Origin of the sequence: Collinsella sp. LCP19S3_B6 (genome assembly GCF_052121815.1) — a bacterium.
Lineage (GTDB): Bacteria > Actinomycetota > Coriobacteriia > Coriobacteriales > Coriobacteriaceae > Collinsella.
Window position 1 is genome coordinate 1 of record NZ_JBQKDN010000010.1, and the last position, 21,114, is coordinate 21,114.

General features: G+C 60.1%; 20 protein-coding genes. 4 read left to right on the forward strand and 16 right to left on the reverse strand.

Going from position 1 to position 21,114, the window contains the following annotated elements; genetic code table 11:
* The 11 genes from ACTQWD_RS04945 to ACTQWD_RS04995 form a co-directional block, all read right to left on the reverse strand.
* On the reverse strand, positions 1-539 hold a 539-nt coding region (locus ACTQWD_RS04945), incomplete at its 3' end, for a transposase-like zinc-binding domain-containing protein (protein ID WP_441559408.1).
* Positions 540-729: 190 nt separating this feature from the next.
* Complete coding sequence (locus ACTQWD_RS04950) at positions 730-1,095, reverse strand: hypothetical protein (protein ID WP_441559409.1); 366 nt, start codon at positions 1,093-1,095, stop codon at positions 730-732.
* A gap of 14 nt (positions 1,096-1,109) precedes the next feature.
* Positions 1,110-1,619 (reverse strand): hypothetical protein, encoded by a 510-nt coding sequence (locus tag ACTQWD_RS04955; protein ID WP_441559410.1) that lies wholly within the window; start codon positions 1,617-1,619, stop codon positions 1,110-1,112.
* 465 nt (positions 1,620-2,084) lie between these two features.
* Positions 2,085-2,570 carry a DUF5626 family protein gene (locus ACTQWD_RS04960; RefSeq protein WP_441559411.1) on the reverse strand — a complete coding sequence of 162 codons (486 nt, stop codon included), beginning with the start codon at positions 2,568-2,570 and terminating at the stop codon, positions 2,085-2,087.
* 334 nt (positions 2,571-2,904) lie between these two features.
* A complete protein-coding gene (locus ACTQWD_RS04965) occupies positions 2,905-5,499 on the reverse strand; it encodes a DNA topoisomerase I (protein ID WP_441559412.1) in 2,595 nt (864 codons plus the stop codon).
* 54 nt (positions 5,500-5,553) lie between these two features.
* Positions 5,554-6,237 carry a hydrogenase nickel incorporation protein HypB gene (gene hypB, locus ACTQWD_RS04970; RefSeq protein ID WP_152068470.1) on the reverse strand — a complete coding sequence of 228 codons (684 nt, stop codon included), beginning with the start codon at positions 6,235-6,237 and terminating at the stop codon, positions 5,554-5,556.
* Positions 6,238-6,291: 54 nt separating this feature from the next.
* On the reverse strand, positions 6,292-6,648 hold the full coding sequence (gene hypA, locus ACTQWD_RS04975; RefSeq protein ID WP_152068469.1) for a hydrogenase maturation nickel metallochaperone HypA: 357 nt from the start codon (positions 6,646-6,648) through the stop codon (positions 6,292-6,294).
* A 6-nt stretch (positions 6,649-6,654) separates the two neighbouring features.
* A complete protein-coding gene (gene tatC, locus ACTQWD_RS04980; protein ID WP_427718932.1) occupies positions 6,655-7,452 on the reverse strand; it encodes a twin-arginine translocase subunit TatC in 798 nt (265 codons plus the stop codon).
* Positions 7,452-8,024 (reverse strand): twin-arginine translocase TatA/TatE family subunit, encoded by a 573-nt coding sequence (locus tag ACTQWD_RS04985; RefSeq protein WP_427718929.1) that lies wholly within the window; start codon positions 8,022-8,024, stop codon positions 7,452-7,454. The genes tatC and ACTQWD_RS04985 overlap by 1 nt, the downstream gene beginning before the upstream one ends.
* A gap of 153 nt (positions 8,025-8,177) precedes the next feature.
* Positions 8,178-8,492, reverse strand: a complete 315-nt coding sequence (locus ACTQWD_RS04990) for an STAS domain-containing protein (RefSeq protein ID WP_154515032.1) — start codon at positions 8,490-8,492, stop codon at positions 8,178-8,180.
* Positions 8,493-8,558: 66 nt separating this feature from the next.
* The gene (locus ACTQWD_RS04995; RefSeq protein WP_427718927.1) at positions 8,559-9,863 is read right to left on the reverse strand and encodes an aminotransferase class I/II-fold pyridoxal phosphate-dependent enzyme; all 1,305 of its coding nucleotides are present in this window, start codon (positions 9,861-9,863) and stop codon (positions 8,559-8,561) included.
* A 158-nt stretch (positions 9,864-10,021) separates the two neighbouring features.
* Between ACTQWD_RS04995 and ACTQWD_RS05000 the strand changes: the two genes are divergently transcribed.
* On the forward strand, positions 10,022-10,276 hold the full coding sequence (locus ACTQWD_RS05000; protein ID WP_154515036.1) for a hypothetical protein: 255 nt from the start codon (positions 10,022-10,024) through the stop codon (positions 10,274-10,276).
* A gap of 100 nt (positions 10,277-10,376) precedes the next feature.
* On the opposite strand, the gene nhaA is transcribed toward ACTQWD_RS05000, so the two are convergent.
* The 3 genes from nhaA to ACTQWD_RS05015 form a co-directional block, all read right to left on the reverse strand.
* Positions 10,377-11,735: a Na+/H+ antiporter NhaA gene (gene nhaA, locus ACTQWD_RS05005; protein ID WP_441559413.1), complete on the reverse strand. Its 1,359-nt coding sequence runs from the start codon at positions 11,733-11,735 to the stop codon at positions 10,377-10,379.
* Between the two features lie 263 nt (positions 11,736-11,998).
* The gene (locus ACTQWD_RS05010; RefSeq protein WP_427718922.1) at positions 11,999-12,922 is read right to left on the reverse strand and encodes a manganese-dependent inorganic pyrophosphatase; all 924 of its coding nucleotides are present in this window, start codon (positions 12,920-12,922) and stop codon (positions 11,999-12,001) included.
* Between the two features lie 166 nt (positions 12,923-13,088).
* Positions 13,089-14,042 carry an ROK family protein gene (locus tag ACTQWD_RS05015; RefSeq protein WP_427728539.1) on the reverse strand — a complete coding sequence of 318 codons (954 nt, stop codon included), beginning with the start codon at positions 14,040-14,042 and terminating at the stop codon, positions 13,089-13,091.
* Positions 14,043-14,382: 340 nt separating this feature from the next.
* Between ACTQWD_RS05015 and ACTQWD_RS05020 the strand changes: the two genes are divergently transcribed.
* Positions 14,383-15,102 (forward strand): GntR family transcriptional regulator, encoded by a 720-nt coding sequence (locus ACTQWD_RS05020; RefSeq protein ID WP_154515044.1) that lies wholly within the window; start codon positions 14,383-14,385, stop codon positions 15,100-15,102.
* 72 nt (positions 15,103-15,174) lie between these two features.
* The gene (locus ACTQWD_RS05025) at positions 15,175-16,107 is read left to right on the forward strand and encodes a type I phosphomannose isomerase catalytic subunit (RefSeq protein WP_441559414.1); all 933 of its coding nucleotides are present in this window, start codon (positions 15,175-15,177) and stop codon (positions 16,105-16,107) included.
* Positions 16,108-16,393: 286 nt separating this feature from the next.
* Here ACTQWD_RS05025 and ACTQWD_RS05030 read toward each other — a convergent pair whose 3' ends face one another.
* Positions 16,394-19,297 carry an ATP-dependent helicase gene (locus tag ACTQWD_RS05030; protein ID WP_441559415.1) on the reverse strand — a complete coding sequence of 968 codons (2,904 nt, stop codon included), beginning with the start codon at positions 19,295-19,297 and terminating at the stop codon, positions 16,394-16,396.
* A 146-nt stretch (positions 19,298-19,443) separates the two neighbouring features.
* A complete protein-coding gene (locus tag ACTQWD_RS05035; RefSeq protein ID WP_441559416.1) occupies positions 19,444-20,424 on the reverse strand; it encodes an undecaprenyl-diphosphate phosphatase in 981 nt (326 codons plus the stop codon).
* 242 nt (positions 20,425-20,666) lie between these two features.
* On the opposite strand from ACTQWD_RS05035, the gene ACTQWD_RS05040 reads away from it, so the two are divergent.
* A complete protein-coding gene (locus ACTQWD_RS05040) occupies positions 20,667-21,104 on the forward strand; it encodes a universal stress protein (protein ID WP_154515052.1) in 438 nt (145 codons plus the stop codon).
* Positions 21,105-21,114: the final 10 nt, after the last annotated feature.

A 21,114-nucleotide genomic window follows, 5' to 3' on the forward strand; every position in this document is an offset into this window, starting at 1 on the left:
CACCGGTCGGTCCGGGCGAGGGCGAGCACCTTCTTCTCGAGCTGCCGGCGGTCCGACTCCGCGCACCTCGCGGCCGTGACGTAGTACTCGAGCACGTCGCGCTGGGGCCCCCTCGAGCCTGATCCCGCCGGGATCGGCGCCATGAGGGCCGACCACGCCCTCGAGTTCTCCGACCTCGCCATGTACCAGGAGACCACCCGCTCGCCGCTGCAGCATATGAGCACCACGAGCTCGCGCGCGACCCAAATCCCGTCGACGTAGAGCACGCGGTGGAGCTCGCCGTCGGGGACGGGCATGGGCCAGACCTCCCAGAACTCGGCCGTCCTGCGCCTGAAGGACCGCCCGCCGCCCGGCATCGCCGCCTGGGAGTCCTTGGAGAGGAGCCACCCGAGGAACTCGTCCAGCCTCGTCGCCGTGTCGTCGTACCTCACCGTCGTCGACGCGCCGCAGGCCGTGCACCTCCACCGCTGGGATCCCGATGAGGTCCCGTCGTTGCGCTTGGTCCGACCGCCGCAGTAGGGGCAATAAACGGCCTTCATGGGCACCTCTTCCGAAAGGGTGTTTAACGGTTCCGGAAAAGGTTATCCACCTGCGGGAACGATAGGCAACCGGACACACATTCTGTCCGAGCGGTTAAAAGCGGGCACGGAATTTAAACGGCTGAAAAAGGGGCATCGACCTGCGCCGATGCCCCCAACGTAGACACACATTTTGTCCTATAAGCCTCATTTATTTGCGAAGAACATCGGCTAGCCGCAGGATTGAAATCATCGACCGATAAGTGAGTTCCACTTTTTCGCCCGCAAGCAGTCGTTTCGAGCCAATCTCATCTAGCCCCACAAGCCGAGAAAACAGCGGGCCGCTCATCGTGCCCTCGTCAATTGATTCCCTTATGGTCTTCAAAACGTCCGCATCATGAAGCGATGCCGAGCTGTAGGGGGCAACACGAGCGGAACTCTCAATTAACGACGAGACAAAAGGATGGAGATGCTTTGGACATAGTCCATCAAACACCACATCCCCATTGTCGTTCGAGCCGACCAGGCGCCAAGTATAATGATCGACCCAGTCATCCCCGTCATATATGGCGTCCATGAGCAACTTCCCGTCTAGAGAGAGAAACCTATTTGGACATCGGGGCGCAAGACCGCAATCCATATCGGGCCTGCAGCAGCTCCAACCCAACGCACTACATAGGTTCCCTTTCGTACATGTGTATCAATCTGCCCCGAAATGCCGGTGAATGCAATTCCAGACCCGTTTGTCGGATAGCAATCGACGTAATTTTGTTTTCCGCTCACAACCTTGTATAGATATATCGTTCCAGCAAAAGAGAAGGGATCGTTCGCAATTTTGTCCGGAAGAACTTGCCACCTCAAAATCCCGCTACCAATATGGTCAAGCTTGACCGTTCCGCCGTCCCCCTCAAAAGTGGCAAGGGGATTTACCCCAGACTGAGAGTCGGCATCGCCCTCCTTAGCAGTTATCAGCAGGTTGCCCGTATAAGACTGCTGAGGCTCACCTTCAGGACAGGCAGCCTCGGCCCAAGAAGGGCCACTCAGGCAGAACAGTCCGAGCAGCATCATTACCAACAAAAGAAAACCCTTAGTTCTTTTCATCTATATCCCCAACGTCTCTCGACATTTGTATATCGTTACTATTTTAGATCCATATGGCCAATTCGAGCCCTCACCATGGCAATTGTTGCAGCTGGGTTTCTTTTCATTAAAATTTCAATTTGGTAAATCCCCGCCCCTAAGCATTAAACCCGAAGTCCACCGAGTGGGCGAATTTCGGGTTGAGGATAGGCGTGGATTTGGCACTGACGCGGTCTCAGTCATAGAAAAATCCTCTCCGCCCACAGAGAAGCAGACAGAGAGGATGCCACCCGCTGAAATGGGTTCGAAATCGAGTGGACTGACCGCCTACTCTTGTTTGGTTCGTTCAATAACCTTTTTGAGAGCCTTTATCAACTTGTAAACGAGATAGATCACCGCAGCGGTGATTCCGACCTCAACCAGAACTATAGCCAGGAGGGAAACCTCTCCACCAATGTTGATCTTACCCAACACGCCCATATTGAATCACGCTAGATATGTATGCAGTCGAGAGCCATTTATTTCAGCTCCAAGAGTATAAGTCGCAGACGTCATACCGCCTACACCGGTAAAAAGAAAGCTCCACTTTGTTCGTTTGGAAGAAAAACTCTTACTGAAATTCGATAAGGCGCCACCAACGGAAGATGCCTTATGGCCCCACCACGATGTAATGTTGTAGTTCTTGATTGATATCCAGTACTCAGCATCGAGCACTCCAGTATAGAAGTAAACCTTCCAATTCCCATCAGTAGCGTTGTAGTAGCCGTCCCAAATCGGGGCAACATCCGCTTGCTCTTTCTCTATCCCAAAAACACCTGTAGAGCCATCTGGCAGCTCGATAGTACGTTCTTGTTTCGGCCCATCATTCAAATCGAAGCATGCGTCGGCGGGCGTCAAATACTCAGAAGCATTTGCGGAGGGCAATAAAATAAATCCGGTGGCGAAAAATAGGACAACCATTGCTAACAACAACCTGGGCATTTTTTTTCATCATGTCCTCCTGTCACGTGTCATATGTAACGACAGCAGCAGCATTTTAATTATCGCCTGGTTCTGACAATTTATTATCCGGCACAGCGACTAATCCGCAAAAGGCGCCATTTTGTCCGTTAGCGGTTTCTTTTTTATCAACAGACGACCAGGTTCCGACAACTATGTATCGGGGGCGCTCTTAAACGGCTGGTCGTTGGGCGCACTCTTTCGCCGCCCGGCAGAAAAGGAACGTCCCTAACTGCCGGATAAATAACGAGCGAGGATCATGAGACCCTCGCTCGTTTTTGGTTTGGGTAATGTTTCGGCTGCACCGCTACTTGTCGGTAGCTGGCTTCTTGGTGGTCGTCTTTTTCGCGGCAGCCTTCTTGGCAGTCGACTTCTTGGCGGTCGAAGTCTTCTTTGCCGCCGTGGCCTTCTTTGCCGTGCTCGCCTTAGTCGTGGTCTTGCGGCCGCGGGCGGGCTTCTTCTCCTTGGTCGGGCAGTCCATGTTCACGCAGATGCGCCACGGACCGCGCGCCGTGTTGACCACCACGATGGGGGCGCCGCACTCGGGGCAGGTCTCACCCGTCGCCTCGAGCTTGCCGCGCGCCGGCAGCGGATAGCTCACGCCGCAGTCATCGTAGTTGGTGCAGCGGATAAAGCGCTTGCCGCTCTTCTCGCTCTTGTGCGCGATCAGGTCGCCATGGCGTCCGGCCTCGGCGCACACCTTGCACTCGCCCACCTTAAGGTCGGGCTCGTAGTTGGTGGGGCACGTCGGGTTCACGCAGATCTCGAAGGCCTTCTGGCGGAACGGCTGGCACTTAATGCGCGGCGCGCCGCATTCGGAGCACACGGCGGCCTCGCCCTCGAGCGGGCTCACCTTGACACCGCTCGGCACCGGATAGGTCACGTCGCAGTCGGGCCAGCCCATGCAGCCGATAAAGCTGCCGCGGGTCTTGGCGCTCGTCTTCATGACCAGGTCCTTGCCGCACTTGGGGCAGGCACCCACGCGCGCATCGGCCGTGACGGCGTCGCTGATGGCGTCGCCCAGCTCCTGCGTATGTTTGAGCAGCTCGTCGAGTACGCCGGCCAGCAGCGCGCGCGAGTGCGTCACGACATGCTCTTCGGTATCTTCGCCGCGCTCCACGCGGGTCATATCGCCGTCGAGCTCGCTGGTCATATCGGGGCTCGTGATGCGCGGGGCAAACTGCGACAGCGCGTCGATGATGGCGATGCCCAGCTGGCTCGGCTCAACGGGATCGTTTTTGAGGTAGCGCACGGCGTACAGGCGCTCGATGATGCTCGCGCGCGTGGACTTGGTACCCAGGCCGCGCTTCTCCATCTCCTGCACGAGCTTGCCCTGGCTGTAGCGCGCGGGCGGCTCGGTCTGCTTGGCCTCGAGCTTAATGTCGAACACGTCGACCGTATCGCCCTGCTCCAGCGGCGGCATCTGCTCGTCGCGCTTAAGGCCGTACGGATAGGCCTCGCGGAAGCCAGGGGTCACGAGCACGTCGCCCGAGGCCACGAACGGCTCGCCGTTGACGTCGAGCTCGAGCTTGGTGTTCTCGATGGTCGCGGGACCCATAAGCGTTGCCAGGAAGCGACGGGCGATGAGGTCGTAGAGCTTGCGCTGGCCGCCGTCGAGCGTGGATGGGTCGCCCTCGCCCGTGGGATAGATAGGCGGGTGGTCGGTGGTCTCGACCTTGCCGCGCGTGGGCTTCATAGGACCGGCAAGCACCTTTTTGCACACGGGCGCCAGCGCCGGGTTGATCTTTGCCAGGTCGCTCACCACGGCGCCCAGATCGAGCGTCGCAGGGTACACGGTATTGTCGACACGCGGATAGCTGATAAGACCCGCCATGTAGAGGGACTCGGCGATGCGCATCGTACGCGCAGGCGAGATGCCCTCGGCCGCAGCGGCAGCCTGCAGCGAGGTCGTCGCAAACGGCGTGGGCGGTTGCTGCTTACGCGAGCGCTTGGTCACCGCGGCAACGGTCGCCGTCGTAGCACCGTCCACGTGGCCGTACGCCATCTCGGCAGCATCCTTGTCGGTGAAGCGCGCCGTCTTGTGCGCGATCTTAAAGCGATCGTCCTCGGCAGCGCCCTGCGCGGCACCCATGCCGCGAATCTGCCAATAGTCCTCGGGCACAAACGCCATGCGCTCGCGCTCGCGCTCGACCACCAGGGCGAGCGTCGGCGTCTGCACGCGGCCGGCGGAGCGCACGTTGCCAAAGCCGCCAAACTTGGCGAGCGTCAGGTAACGCGTGAGCACCGCGCCCCAAATGAGGTCGATGTGTTGGCGACTCTCGCCGGCGTCGGCCAGATTCTGGTCGAGCGAGACGAGATTATCGAAGGCGTGCGTAATCTCGGCCTTGGTAAACGAAGAGTATTGGGCGCGGGCAACCGGCAAGTCCGGCGCAACCTCGCGCACCTTGTTGAGAGCGTCCGAGCCGATCAGCTCGCCCTCGCGGTCGAAGTCCGTGGCAATAATGACGCTGTCGGACTTTTTAGCGAGGTTCTTGAGCGAGCGAATGAGCTCCTTCTCGGCCGGCAGCTTAATGACGGGCGCCCAGGTGAGGTAAGGCAGGCTCTCGAGCTTCCAACCCTTGATGGAGATGCCATCGGCAAGGAACGGCTTACGCTTGGTGTCATAGGGCGGACGCGCCAGGCCATCGGGCATATCGGCCGGCAGCATCTCGCCGTCCTCGGTGACCGAATACCAACCCAGCTTTTTATCGAACAGCACGCTGTCGCAAAAATCGGGCGCAAGGATGTGACCGGCAAGGCCGATGGTCACGCACTCCTCGCCCTTCCACTCAAAACGGTAGATGGCGGTGTTGTACACCTTGTCCTTTTTGGGCTTGCCCGTGGAAAGACGCTCGGCAATCTGACGCGCGGCGTCGTTTTTCTCGGCGATGATGAGCTTCAAAAGAGGCTCCTATCTCGTGTGTCTGCGGCTGCGCCCGCACGTACGACGGCCGACTTACGCCCTTGTTTGTTCGATCTGCCCGATGAGCCAATCGCACCAGGCATCCATGCCCTCGCCCTTGCGTGCGCTCACGGCAAACCGCGGCGCCTGCGGATTGAGGTCATCGAGTGTCTTAGTATACCTATCCATGTCAAAATCGAAAGCCGGGGCCACATCGACCTTGTTGAGCAGCTGTGCGCCAGCGTGCTGGAAGATGCCCGGGTACTTAATGGGCTTGTCGTCGCCCTCGGGCACCGAGAGAATCATGATGGACAGGTTCTCGCCCAGGTCAAAGTCGACCGGACAGACCAGATTGCCCACGTTTTCGATAAAGATAACATCGATGTTTTGAAGGCCCACTGCCTGGTCGAACGCGTCAACGGCCTCCATGATCATGTTGCCCTCGAGGTGGCACAGACCACCCGTGTTGATCTGAATGGCGGGCATGCCGGCTTCCTTCATGGTGATGGCGTCGACATCCGAGGCGATATCGCCCTCGATGACGGCACAGCGCAGGCCGGCTTTGTCGCGCAGGCGCTCGTTGGTGCCCAGAATCGTGGTGGTCTTACCAGAGCCGGGACTCGACAGCACATTGATCACATAGGTGCCTGTCTCTTTGAATCGCTGACGCAGCTGATCTGCCAGGCGCTCATTGCGCGACAGAATCGGCGATGCGATATCAATAGTTTTCTCGGCCATACTCGGCACTCCTTACTTCTACCATTTATACCCCGTCCCCAAATGGCAGGCTGGTTAATTGTCGGGGGTTTCGATCTCGATGCTGGCGATGTCGAGCTCGCGGCCGTGCAGCAGGCGCACGTTGGTGCCGCCACACTGAGGACAGCGGCAATGGAAGCGGTCGTGCTCAAAGACCTCGCGGCAGTCCAGGCACTCGCTTTGTGGATGGACTTCCTCCACGGCAAGCTCGCAGCCGCGCGTGAGCATGTCCTCGTCGCGAAACGTCTCCCACGCAAAGTCGAGCGCCTCACGCACAACTTCGGTCATATCCCCAATGCGCAGCGTTACCAAAACAGCGCGCGAGGCCCCCGCCCCACGCGCCGCGCGAATCACTGTATCGAGTATGCCGTTGACAATGCCAACCTCGTGCATACGGATTTACTCCTCGTCGTCGTCCTCGTCGTCGTTCGAGAACAGATCCAGACGGCTCACAAACAAGCCCTCCTTGCCATCGCGCGCGGTAATGACCACGCGGGCGATGGCGAGCGAAATCTCGTAGAGCGAGAGCAGGGCGCCATACATGAGACCCAGCGTAACGGGCGAGCCGTCGGGCGTAATCACAGCCGAGCCCGCAAGCAGGCCAACGTATACGTAACGCCAGGCACCGCGGAAGGCCGCATAGGACACGATATGGAAGACAGACAGGTAGAAGATGATGAGCGGCAGCTCAAACGCCACACCAAAGCCGATCATAAAGAGCAGCTCCATGTTGACGTAGTTCTCCAGATCGGGCAGCGCCGTAGCGACGGCCGAGGTTTCGCCGATGAGCCACTCAAAGCCCGCAGGGATGATGATGAAGTAGCAAAAGATTGCGCCCAGGAAGAACAGCACCGTCGAGGCGAGCACCGTGGGCACAACCCACTTGCGCTCGTTGGGGCGAAGCGCCGGCAGGAAAAACGCCAGAATCTGCCAAATGATCATAGGCGTGCACATGACAACGGCCATCTTGAGGGCCAGCGAAAAGCGCAGACCAAAGCCGCCGAGCGTGGTGGTGATGTAGAACTTGCCGTCCGGCACAAAGGAGCGGATGGGGTCTTCCAGGATGTCAAGCACCACGGGCGTGGCGAAATACAGCACGATGGCGGCGGCAAAGACTGACACGACCACGATGGTCAGGCGACGACGGAGCTCACCCAGATGATCGAAGAGCGGCATGCGCGCAGGTCCGATAGGCATTACTCATCGCCTCCCTTCGGGGCATGAGCGGCAGCGGCGTCGTCCTCGGCCTCGAGCTCGCGAGCGAGCTGGTCGACGACGGCCTTGCGCTTGCGGGGACGACGGGCGTAGAGGTCAGCCGTCGTGGGCTCTGCCGGCTCGGGCTCGGGCTCCGGCTCTGCAGCAGGCTCGGGCTCGACGGCGGCAGCGGCAGACTCGGGGCCCTCAGCCTCACCAGCAGCACCTTCGTCCTCGGCAGCACCCTCACTCGCGGCCTTCTCGGCGGCAAGGCGGGCACGGCGCTCGGCAAAGGTCTCCTTCTTTGCGGGCGCGGCCGTCTCGACGGCATCCTCGTCCGCATCGGAATCGTCATCGACGGCAGCCTTCTTGGGCTTGACCGGAGCCGAAGCGGCCTCGCTTACCGGATCGATAATCTCGGACTGAACAACAGCCGTCATCTTTTCCTGCGTCTCGCGGAACTGACGGATGGCACGGCCGATCGTGCGGCCCATCTGCGGGAGCTTATCCGGGCCAAACAGCAAAAAGCCGAAGACCACGATGATCGCGAGCTCACCCTCTCCAATACCAAACACACATACCTCCAAGGCTCGATGTGAGTCGAGCCCGCACCGCGCCATTCGGCCGGAACTCGTCTATTCATTCGGTCAAGTATAGCGCCCGGACGTCAAAACATCCGAGCGCATCACAAACATATACCAAACGGCACGCCCTTTTTGGGGCAGGGCTTATGCCGCCGTAATTGAAATCTCCTGGTCGACACCCAGCAACTGAACCACGCGCATCACCGGGGGCTGCACGTTGACGCAGCCAAACCGCTTGTCGTGATCGGCTGCGTGGTGTGCGGCGCCCACAAGTACGCCAATACCTGTCGAGTCGATATAGCTCACCTGGGCAAAGTCGAGCTCAACGGCCTCGGTGGGCTGCTCGAGCGCCAAGTCGATGGCGTTACGCAAGCTATCGGCGTTAGAGATATCAATCTCACCGGTCACCCTGATGGTGTAGAGCTCCGGCGTGGGGTTGGTGGAAATACCCAAATCCATGTATACGCTCCTTTGCGTATCGAGAGTGCGGATGGTACTGGACGCGGATTTGCGGGGCCCTACGCGTTAGGCGCGCTCGGCACGAGCAAGCTCGGCAGCGACGAGCTTGACGGCCAGCACCAGCACGTCGAGTGCGGCCTCCAGGTCCTCGACCGTGGGATAACTCGGCGCGATGCGGATGTTGGTGTCGCGCGGATCCTTGCCATAAGGCCAGGTGGCACCTGCCGGCGTGAGCTTGACACCCAGGTCGGCGCAAAGCGCGGCGACCTTTTGGGCCGAGCCCTCGGGGCCATCAAAGCTCACAAAGTAGCCGCCGCGGGGATGCGTCCAAGTAGCGCAACCCGTATCGCCCAGGCCCTCAGTGAGCTTGCGCTCGACGGCCTCAAAGCGCGGACGCAAGAACTCGGCATGCTTTTTCATGTGCTCCTTGACCGCCTCGATGGTGGGAAGGAAGCGCACGTGGCGTAGCTGGTTGAGCTTGTCGGCGCTGATAAGACCGGCCTTCAGGCGCTTGGAGAACTCCGCGATGACCGCGGGACTCGCACCGATAAAGCCGATGCCCGCGCCCGGGAAGGTGATCTTGGACGTCGAGGCGAATGCCACCACGCGGTCCTCGGTACCCGCCGCGCGGGCAAGATCGAAGATGTTGGCGAGCTCGTCGGTCTCGTCGTACAGGTCGTGCACGCAGTAGGCGTTGTCCCAAAAGATGCGAAAATCGGGCGCGGCCGTGGGCATCTCGACCAAGCGGCGCACGGTGTCCTCACTAAAGGTGATGCCCGTGGGGTTGGAATACTTGGGCACGCACCAGATGCCCTTGATGGAGTCGTCGGCGGCAACCAGGCGCTCTACCTCGTCCATGTCGGGGCCGCTGCCGGTCATCGCGACGGGGACGTTCTCGATACCCAGGTCGGCGGTGATGCCAAAATGACGGTCGTAGCCAGGAACCGGGCACAGGAACTTGACCTTCTTACCGTCGTGCGCGGCCTCATAAGCCTCCCAAGGCTCGCTGCCGCACGAGCCGCAGCGCCAGAACATACCGGCGATATCGTGCTCGATCAAAAGGCTCGACGAACCCAGTACGAGCGTCTGATCGGCGGGGCAACCCAGGAACTCCCCCGCCAGCTTGCGTGCCGAGGGGATGCCCTCAAAGCAGCCGTAGTTGGAGCAGTCGACGTTACCGTCGTGCAGATCGGCGTCGGCATTGAGGATATCGAGCATGGGGCGCGAGATGTCCACCTGGGAGGGCGACGGCTTGCCGCGCGCCATGTCGAGCGCCAGGCCCTTGGCCTTGACCTCGGCAACCTCGGCTTTGAGAGCCTCGATGGCGGCATCGAGTTCGGTGGTTTCCATCTTCTGGTAGATCGTCTGCATGGGTGCGACCTTTCGCAAAGCGGGACGTTGCAGTTTGTCTAAGTATAGACCGCTACCGCCGCAACGGTATGAAGCCGTGATAGATTAAGTCCATCGCAATGAATTACGATATCCACCGTATGACCCGTATAGCCGCATGGCACATCCAAGGAGGCAGTATGGAATACGGCTCTTTTCAAGCCGAGGAGTTCGGAGACCTGCAGCGTCTGGTCGACGGCTTGTTTTATGACCGTAAGGCCATTGACCGCCTGGATCTAATCGTTCAGGCGGAGATCTTGGACCTGGCGCCCGATCTCATGGAAATCGTGAATCTTTTGCCGCCCGGCCACTACGACCGCCAATCGCTTTGCGACCAGCTTAACTCGGCCCTTGCCGCCCACGGCTGGGGCGCCGTCTACGGCACCGTGGAATAAAAATGGCAAATAAATGAAATGCCGTTTGTGACAGTGCTCACAAACGGCATTTTTTCACACGAGGGCATCCGGGGCATGTCCGGCCCCGGTTTTCGCGCTCCTACTCGTCCTTGGGCGAAGGGTGCTTGCAGACCACGCTCATGTAGATCATGCCCAGCACGGCCGCGGTAACAGAACCGGCAAGAATGGCGGCCTTGGCGGCCAGAACCTCGAACTGGGCCGTCGGGAAGGCAAGGCCGCTGATGAGGATCGACATGGTAAAGCCGATGCCACCCAAAATGCCCACGCCGGCGATCATATGCCAGTTAACGTTATGAGGCAGCTCGCAAGCCTTAAGCTTGACCAGGGCAAACGTCACGCCAAAGATACCGATCGGCTTACCCAGCAGCATGCCAAAGTACACGCCGAGGGTCACCGGGTCGGTAAGCAGCACGCTCATGTCCACGCCCACAAGGCGAACCTGCGCGTTGACAAACGCAAAGATCGGCAGGATCACAAAGTTGACCGGCGTGGAGATCAGGCGCTCCATGCGGATGAGCGGCGGGGTCACACGGTGCATGACACGCTCGACCTTGGTAGTCGAAAGGGTAAAGTCGTGCTGGCCCAGGATGTGCGCCTCGTCGTCGTAACGGTCGTCGAGCAACGGCAGGTACTCGCCTAGCCAATCGGTAAGGCTATCGAGCTTAACACCGCACTTGGCCGGGATGGTGAAGGCCAGGATGACACCGGCAAGCGTGGCGTGCACGCCGCTCTTAAACATGCAAAACCACAGCAGCAGACCAAGCACCGAGTACGGGGCAAGGCGATAATGCTGAGTCTTGTTGAGCCACACAAGTGCGCAGGTCACAACTGCAGCGGCACCCAGCCAAAACGGACTGGGGCTCTGGCCGTAGAAAATGGCGATGGCGGCGATGGAGATGAGGTCGTCGGCGATGGCGAGCGTCGAGAAGAACACGCGCACGCCGTTGGGCACGCGATTGCCCAAAAGCGACAGCACGCCCAGCGCAAAGGCAATATCGGTTGCCATGGGGATGGCCCAACCGTTGCGGGCGCCGGCATGGTTAAAGATCAGGTAGATGCAGGCGGGAACGACGACGCCGCCCACGGCTGCCAGCATGGGAAGCATGGCCTGACGCGGATTCTTGAGCTCGCCGACCGTCATCTCGTACTTAAGCTCAATGCCCACCAACAAAAAGAAGATCGCCATGAGAAAGTCGTTGACGAAAAGCTCGACGGTGAGGCCAGCCGTAAGGTTGCCCAGACCCACATACAGCGGGGTCTCCAAAAAGTGATGGATAGCCTCGTAGACATCGGTGTTGGCGCAGATAACGGCGGCGATGGCGGCGACGACCATGACGGCGGCAGAAATCGTGCCGTTCTCGGCGATGCGCTCCCAGATGTCATGACGTTCAAAGCGCTTGCGCTCACGAACGTTGAACAGCTGCTCAGTTGCTGCCATGGGCGGCTCCTTTCACGGGAAAGCTCCCGTCTTAAAAAAGCACGGCCCGCCCAAGTGGCGGCACCGCGCTCCAACGTATTACGCTTGCATCTAGCCTACCCTGCACGACAAGCACGCAGGCGTGGCCGAAAAGCGGAACCACAGGTTGAACATTATTTGCCCAACGGTACGGGCGCCCCTGTCCAATAGAGGACGCGGTCCCGCGCACAAAAAACGACCGGAGCGCGGGGCGTCCGCGGTCCGGTCGTAGCAGGTTACAAAACCTAGCAGGCGGCCATGATGGGGGCAGCGACCTGCTTCTTACGGGAGAGGACGCCCGGCATCCAGACGCCGTCGTGCTCGTCGGCAATGCCCAGGCCCTTCTGAGCGGCCTCGGTCTCGCCCTCGAGCAGGACCTGCGAGCCCTCCTCCATGATGTCGGTGATGCACAGGACGATGCCGTCGGCACCCTTCTCGGCGGCGTAGGCGCGCATGGCCTCGCGGATCTCGTCAATCATGCCGAGCGCACGGCTCTTGTCGACGGTCTCGTACTGGCCGATGAGCAGCTTCTTGCCGGCGGGCTCGAACATCTTGATGTCGTTGCCGACCATCTCGGCTGCGGTGAAGGAGCCGGACGGACGGGTGAGGAAGACCTCCATGCCAAACTTGACCGGGTCGACACCCACCTGCTCGCCGAGCTTGGCGGCGACGGCGCGGTCGACATCGGTGGTGGTGGGGCTCTTGAGCATGAGCGTGTCGGTCATCATGGCCGAGAGCAGCAGCTTGGCCTGAACGTCGGAAAGCTCAACGCCGAGCACGCCGGCGAGCTTAGTGACGATGGTGCAGCTGGAACCCCAGGGCAGGCAGATGTAGTGCAGCGGGCCGGCGGTCTCAAAGTCGCCGATGCGGTGATGGTCAACGACGCCAAAGACCGTGGCGTCCTTAAGGCCGGCGACAGACTGGGCGGACTCGTTATGGTCGGTGAGAACGACAAGCTGGCCGGCCTCGACGGACTCAATCACGCGGGGCTCGGCAATGCCGGCGTCTGCGAGCAGCTTGGCGGACTCTGCCGGAAGCTGACCAAGAGCGCAGACCTCATAGGTGTTGCCGGCATACTCAACCTGGTTGAGCAGCTGAGACAGAACGACGGCGCTCATGATGGCGTCGTTATCGGGGTTCTGGTGACCAAAGACAAGAACGTTTGCCATGGGTATCCTCCACTTGGTATGTGTACTTAGACGTAGCTATGGTAGCACGCTGGCAGCTGGCCTTTGGGGACGGAAGGGCCACGGCATATTTTGTGGCAGGTATGGGGGCCAAGGCTGTCCCTTTTGCACCATGTTGGTGCAAAGTAACCTGGCCCCCTTGCACCAGCTATTTGCCGGCAGCGCGCAGGGCTACGTAGGCAGAACCGATGATGCCGGCGTCGTTTCCGAGCGAGGCAACCTTAATGGGCGTCTCGCGCGAGGCGGATAGCGCGTAGCGCTGGAAGTACTCGCGAACCTTATCGAGGTAGACATCGGCCGAGGCGGAGGCGCCGCCGCCGATCAGGAACATCTCGGGATCGACCACGTTGGCAATAAGCGCCAGGGCGCGGCCGAGATAGTCGGCCATGGTATCGGCCGCGGCCAGCGCGAGCTTATCACCCTCGCGGCAGGCTTGGAACACGTCCTTGGAATCGGAGGGGCCGGTGAGCTCGATGGGCTCGACGCCCGCCTTCTTGCACTCGGCAAGGTAGTTGCTCACCACTCCGGTGGCGCTGGAATACTGCTCCAGGTGGCCATGGCCGCCGCAGCCGCAAGTGCGCTCCTCAGCCGGATTCAGGCACATATGGCCAATCTCGCCGCCGGCGCCCACAACACCCGACACCACATCGCCGTTGACGATAACGCCGCCGCCCACGCCGGTACCGATGGTGACCATCACCACATTCTGCACGTCCTTGGCAGAACCGAGCCAAGCCTCGCCCATGGCAGCGGCGTTGGCATCGTTCTCGTACTTAACGACCGCATCGGGGCAGTGCTCCTGAATGGCGATCTTCAACTCGGGCAGGTTAATGGCAATGTTTGCCTTGACCTTGGCATCGCCCGCTGCCGGAATGGGGCACGGAACAGCAAGGCCAATGCCCGCCACAAAGGCGCGCGGAATCTGTGCCTTGGCGACCACCTGGTCGATAGCCTCGGTCACCGCGGCAAAGCCCGCAGCGTCAACGATGGGAGGCGTGGGCACGCTGACCTTCGCAAGCAGGTTGCCATCCCCGTCGAACAGGCCCTCCTTAACCGAAGTGCCGCCGACGTCGATGCCGATGTAGTACTGCTTAGGTTCCATAGGGGCCCGCCTTTCTCGTTTAAACATTGTCTGTATGGTACCGCTCCCAAGGCAAAAACCTACCAAAAAGGGACAGGTTTGTTTTGGTAGGTTTTATCTGGGGAAATGCAGAATACAGGATTCGGTTCGCTGGGTGCTAAATCGGTTCGGCCCCGTCCTCGGACCGATTAGATTTCTCAACACGACATTATTCGAATGTATATTTATTTAGAGCGCTTTTATTTTTAGTGCAAAGCGACTTTTAGTAATATATCTATCGAACTTTTCAATGACTCAATAGGGATACTTAGGTGTTGAGTATACTTTCTTTTATACTCAATCAAGTTGGAAAGGAGGTTTCATGATTCCCAAATACGAGGCGATAGCTGCAGATATTCGTCGAAGTATTGAGGATGGCGCTCTTAAACCAGGCGACAAGCTTCCCACCGTCGTTGAGTTCTGCGAGCTCTATAGCGTTTCCAAAATCACCGTCAAACGAGCTATCGAGCAAATCACCGAGGAAGGTCTTGTTACCAGCCGTCGTGGATCGGGTACCTACGTTAAGGACACGGCGGGGCTTCCCGGCCAAGCGTTTTTCCAGGGCAAAAACGACCGTGCCCAGGGCTTTTCGTATGAGCACCGCGGGGAGAAGGTGACCTCGGTGGTCTACGATTTCTCGATTGTTAATCCACCAGCGGACATCGCAGCCCAGCTGGGAATTGCCGAGGATGACTTCGCCTATCACATCGTGCGTGTGCGTCAGGCCGATGAGAAGCCCATCGTTATCGAGTACACCTACATGCCCCTCGAGCTGATTCCGGGCCTTAAAAAGAAGGACCTGTACGGATCGGTCTACCGCTTTGTCCGCGAGCAATGTGGGCTGAAGATCTCGAGCTTCCACCGTACCATTCGCGCCGTGGCAGCAACCGAGGAAGAAGCCGAGCGCTTGGACACCAAACCTGGCTCTCCCCTGCTCGAGCTCAACCAGATTGGCTTTTTGGACAGCGGCGCGGCCTTTGAGTATTCGGTCTCGCGCAACGTTGGCGACCGCTTTGAGTTGCACAACGTAACGTTGGCATAGGTTTTTGTAGTCATGCGGGCGCTCGTTTTGAGCTGTTTGTGCAACGCCCGCGCAACACAATGGGGTATGAATATGTCCGATTTGATTAAACTGACGCCGATCTTCCACGAGAAGATCTGGGGCGGCCGCCAGCTCGAAACCGTATTTGGCTACGACATTCCCGATGGACCCATCGGTGAGTGTTGGGCCATCTCGGCCCACCCCAACGGCGACTGCCAGATTGTGGAGGGCCCGTATGCCGGCCACACGCTGTCGTGGCTGTGGGCCGAGCACCGCGAGCTCTTTGGCAGGTGCGAGGGCAAGGAGTTCCCGCTGCTCGTTAAGATTCTGGACGCCAAGGACGACCTTTCGATCCAGATTCATCCCAACGACGAGTACGCCGCCAAGCACGAGAACGGCAGCCTGGGCAAAACCGAGTGCTGGTATGTGCTGGACTGCGAGCCCGGCGCCACGATCATCGTCGGCCAGCGCGCGCATGACCGCGCCGAGGCCGCACAGATGATCGAGGGGGGCCGTTGGGACGACATGCTCAACGTGCTGCCGATCCACAAGGGCGACTTTTTCCAGATTGATTCCGGTACCGTGCACGCCATCAAGACCGGCACGCTCATTTTGGAGACGCAACAGTCAAGCGACGTGACATATCGCCTGTACGACTACGACCGTCCCGGCACCGACGGCAAGCTGCGTCCGCTGCACATTGAGCAGAGCCTCGACTGCATCGACTTTGATGCTCAGGCTCCGACCGACGGCACGGTGGCCGCGCCCGAGGTGAACGGCGTAACCGAGCTCGAGTCTTGCTCCTGCTACACTGTCGATCGCGTACGCGTCGACGGCAGCAAGACCTTGGAGCAGCGCTGGCCCTTCATGTGCCTGTCGGTCATCGACGGCGAAGGCACCGTCTGCGGCGACCCCGTCCACAAGGGAAGTCACCTGCTGGCACCCAGCACCGTCAGCTCCATTGACCTCGAAGGCCAGATGGAACTGATTATCAGCCACCTCTAGGTCGCGCCAACAACCAAAACGCAACAAGGGGCTCTCCCGTCCATGTACGGGAGAGCCCCTACTCGTATCTATATATCAGCCCACCCGGCTCTCCAGATCAAAAGCGAACGAGCAGAGCGACGTTCGCAAGCTGCAGGCCAAAACGCCACAAGGAAGAGGGCGCGTCGGGGGCTTTGGTCGATCGCGAGTTCCGCACGAGCCGGAGAGCACTTAATGTGCTCTCCGTGCGAGCAGGACTGTCCGAGCAGGCGACCAAAGCCCCCGGCGCGCCCGGCCAACCTCGCAGTTAGGCATTCAGCTTAACAATCGGAGCGAAGCCTTTCATTAGCTTTTTGGTCTGGCCGGTCTTTTCGAATTGGACCTCGATCATGTCTCCAGCGACCGAGATCACGGTACCCGTGCCAAAGGTCTTATGACTCACGGTATCGCCCGCGGCAAAGTCCTGCGACGCGCTGGCGCGATCGACCTTGCGCTCCACTGTCGGGGACACCTTAGACGACGGCTTTTTGGCTCGCGGTGCGCCCGAGCCAAAGGTCGAGGCAACGCGACCGGCGTCGGGCGAGACCCCACGATGGCGCTCGGTCCCGTAGCTGCTGCCGCCAAAGAAATCGTCGAAGCTCGATCCGCCGCGCGAACCGGAACCGCCGGTCGAGCGCGTATGCGAACCAAACACCTTGCCGCCATACATATCCGAACCCATGCCCGAGCCAAAGGTGCCGCGACGGTCGCCGCGCTTCTCCCAGCCCGTGCCCTCAAAACCGGCAGAACCGATACCGCTAAACTCGATATCCTCAAACGGAATCTCGTTGAGAAAGCGCGAACGCGGGTTGGCGGAGGTCGAACCGTAGGTGCGACGCGTGGCCGCATAGGTCAAGAACAGGCGTTTGCGGGCACGCGTGATGGCGACGTAGGCCAGGCGACGCTCCTCCTCGAGCTTGCCCGGATCATCGCTGCCGCCAAAGTCGTGCACGTGCGGAAAGATGCCCTCCTCCATGCCGGCCACGAACACCGCCGGAAACTCCAGGCCCTTGGCGGAGTGGATGGTCATCATGGTAATGGCATGCGTCTCGCCGGCCAGGGAATCCAAGTCGGAGCGCAAGGCCAGCCACTCCATGAGTGCCGGCAGCGCCTTACAGGTGAGCGAACCGTAGGTACGCTCGATCTCGCCGGCATGCACGGCACCCGCCGACAGCTCCGTCGGCGCGGCATACGCGTTGCCTGCGATGGCGGCTGCCAGGGCATCCTGCGGAGACAGCGCCGGAGCGGCCAAGCCATCGAGCGGATTGGAGCCCGCGGCGTCACGGGCGCCGACGAGCGCCTCAAACGAGGATGCCGGGACAGATGGCCCCGGTTCGGGCGCAGGCGCGCTCACCACGACGGGCTCGGGCTCGGCGCCGGCAGGCACGTCGGCAACACCGGCTGCGCGCAGCTCTTCTAGGCTCTCGAGCGTACCCTCGATATCCTCGTGCGTCTCCTCAAATTCCGCCGCAACGCCCAGAAATTCCTGGATGTTCTCGGCACGGCTCTCAGATTCCATGGTGCCCTCGGCGCGAAACGCCTGCAGCAGGCCCGTCTTATCGACGATCATCTCGACAACGTCCTTGAGCTCGCCGTCCATGCGGCGGCCCTCGCGTACCAGTGAGACAAAGCTCGACAGGCCGTTGCGCACCTTGGCGCTAAACATGCCGGTTTCGGCGCACGCGATCTCGCAAGCCTGGAAGAACGAGCAACGGTTGTCGCGTGCCAGCTGCTCGATCTTTTGGATTGAGGTGGAGCCAATGCCGCGGCGCGGTGTGTTGATGACGCGCTTGACGCTCATCTCGTCGGCCGGGTTCACGATCATCTTGAGGTAGGCCATGACGTCGCGAATCTCGGCACGGTCGAAGAATCGAGTGCCGCCCACGATCTTGTAGGGCACGCCCGCGCGCAGAAACATATCTTCGAGAATACGCGACTGGGCGTTGGTGCGATAAAACACGGCGATGTCGTCGTAGCTCGTGCCTTTGGCATGCAGTTTCTCGATCTCGCCGGCAATCCAGCGGCCCTCGTCGCGCTCGTCGCTCGCCTGGAAGGCCTGAATCTTCTCGCCATCGCCCTCGGCCGTAAACAGGCGCTTGTCCTTGCGCTGCGAGTTGTGGCGCACCACGGCGTTGGCGGCGTTTAGGATATGGCCCGTAGAGCGGTAGTTCTGCTCGAGCTTAACGGTCTTGCAGTTTTTAAAGTCCTGCTCAAAGTCCAAGATGTTGGTGATGTCGGCGCCACGCCAGCTGTAAATGGACTGGTCATCGTCGCCCACAACCATGAGGTTTTGGTACTTGGCGGCCAGAAGGTTGGCGATTTCGTACTGGACGTGGTTGGTGTCCTGATACTCGTCGACGCTAATGTAGCGGAAGCGCTCCTGGTACTTGTCGAGCACCTCGGGGCGGGTGCTCAGCAGTTCGAGTGTGCGCACGAGCAAATCGTCGAAGTCCATCGCGTTGGCGGCGCGCAGGCGGCGCTCCAGCTCCAGGTAGACCTGCGCGGCCTTTTTGTCGTTGGGGCTATCGGCGGATTTGAGCATGTCCTCGGGGCCGATCATGGCGTTTTTGGCCGAACTGATCTTGCTGCGAATCATGTTGATGGGGAACTGCTTTTGCTCGATGCCGAGCGCCTGCATAATGTCACGCACCATGCGCTTTGAGTCATCGTCATCGTAGATGGTGAACTGACCGGTGTAACCCAGCAGGTCGGCGTCCTCGCGCAGCATGCGCACGCACATGGCGTGGAAGGTGCACACCCACATGCCGCGGGTACCGCTGGGAATGAGCGCCGTCAGACGTTCGCGCATCTCGGCCGCGGCTTTGTTGGTAAACGTGATGGCAAGAACCTGCCAAGGCTTAACACCCAGGTCGCCGAGCATATGCGCGATGCGGAAGGTCAGGACGCGGGTCTTGCCCGAGCCTGCGCCGGCGAGGACCAGCAACGGGCCCTCGGTGGTCAGGACGGCCTCGCGCTGGGCGGGATTAAGGCTGTCGATGTCGACGAGCGGCTTGACGGGCTTGGGTGCCGGCGCGGGAGCGTCGTAGATGTCGAGCGGAACGAGCTCGGGCTCCGGCGCAGCGGGGGCGGTGTATGCATCGAGCGGCACGGGTTCCGGCGCGGGCGGCACGGGTACCGCGGCGTTCTTTTCCCAGGGCAAGGGCTGGGTCATGGGCGACTCCTCATCTGACGGACGGCGCGCCTGCGGGCGGCGCCATAGTTTGAGCCGTACCAGTATACCGAGCCGCGCGGACACCGATGCAAATCACCCCACGACTCCGTGCGCCGCGCTCTGGCCGCCGCGCAGCGTCAACCAAGTTACAGACCGAGCATAGGCTCCAGAACAAAGAAGTACGCGAGCACCACGATGCCCAGAATAATGCGGTAGACGCCAAAGCACTTAAAGTCGTGACGGCGAACGAAGCCCATGAGCCACTTGATGGCAATAAGCGAAACCACAAAGGCCACGACGCAGCCCACGCCCAGAATGGCAATCTCGTTGGTGCCAAACGTACCGCCCTTAACGAAGTACTTGACCAGCTTGAGCGCGCTCGCGCCAAACATAACGGGAATGGCCAGGAAAAACGTGAACTTGGACGCCACCGAGCGCGTGCAGCCCAGCAGCAGGCCGCCGATGATGGTGGAGCCGGAACGTGATGTGCCCGGAATCAACGAAAGCACCTGGAAGCAACCGATACCCAATGCGGTCTTCCAGCTCAGGTCCTCGAGCGTGGCGATGGATCCAAAATCCAAATCCTCGTCATTGTCATTGTCTTCGGCAATATCCGCCGCAGGCGCCGCGAAGTGTGCACCGGCGGGACGCCCGCCCGCCACCACAGCACGCGAACCAAACGAATCGGCAAGAGCGGCGTTCTCGCGCTTACTTGCACGCCAGTTCTCAATCACGATAAACAACACGCCGTACACGATGAGCGCCAGCGCCACGACGGGAGCGTTATAGAAATGCTCCTCCATCCAGTCGTTGAGCGGCAGACCGATCACCGCGGCGGGAATACAGCCAAGCACAATCTTGCCCCACAGCACCCAGGTGTCGCGACGACCCTCCTTGCCCTTGCTGGGCGAGAACGGATTTAAGTCGTAGAAGAACAGAACGCAAACGGCCAAAATGGCGCCAAGCTGAATCACGACCAGGAACATATTCCAGAATGTCTCGCTCACATTCATCTTGACGAACTCGTCCACCAAGATCATGTGGCCCGTCGACGAAACGGGCAGCCATTCGGTGATGCCCTCGACCAGGCCCATGAAGGCAGATTTTAGAAGCTCGATGATATCCAAAGGGACCCCCTCGTTTGTCACCCGCCGATAGTTGTTCTGCGGACGGTTGCGGGCGATGTCCCATTATCAACCGTTCGGCCGCGGCCGCGCCCACCCTTACCAAAAATCTCGCCCGTTCACAGAATTGCGAGCGGTCAAACCGAAATCCTTGGGTATAACTGCAACAAGCTAAAGTGTCCGGCAGCCAACACGTCGTCCGATGCACGAGCCCCGCGCCCGTGCGATAGACCAAGGAGGAAACCATGAACGAGGGCTATACCAAGGTATTTGTTTCACTCGACGGTACTGAGCAGCAGGATTTTGTGCTCACACGCGCTATCAAGGTCGCCGCAAACAATGGCGCCAAGCTGATCATCGGTCACGTCATCGATTCCACGGCGCTCGAGAGCGCCGGTTCCTATCCGGTCGATCTGGTCAACGGCCTGGAGGAGGCCTTTAAGAACTCCATCGCCAAGCAGCTCGAAGAGGCCAAGGCTAATCCCAACATTCCCGAGGTCGAAGTCATGATTCGCGCCGGCCGTATTCGCGAGACGCTCAAGGACGAGATGCTCGACGTGGTCAAGCCCGATCTGGTGCTCTGCGGCGCTCGTGGCCTTTCCTCGATCAAGTATGCGCTCCTGGGTTCGATTTCGACGTTCCTGCTGCGCAACACCGACTGCGACATCTTGGTCGTGAAGTAGCGTTGCTCCC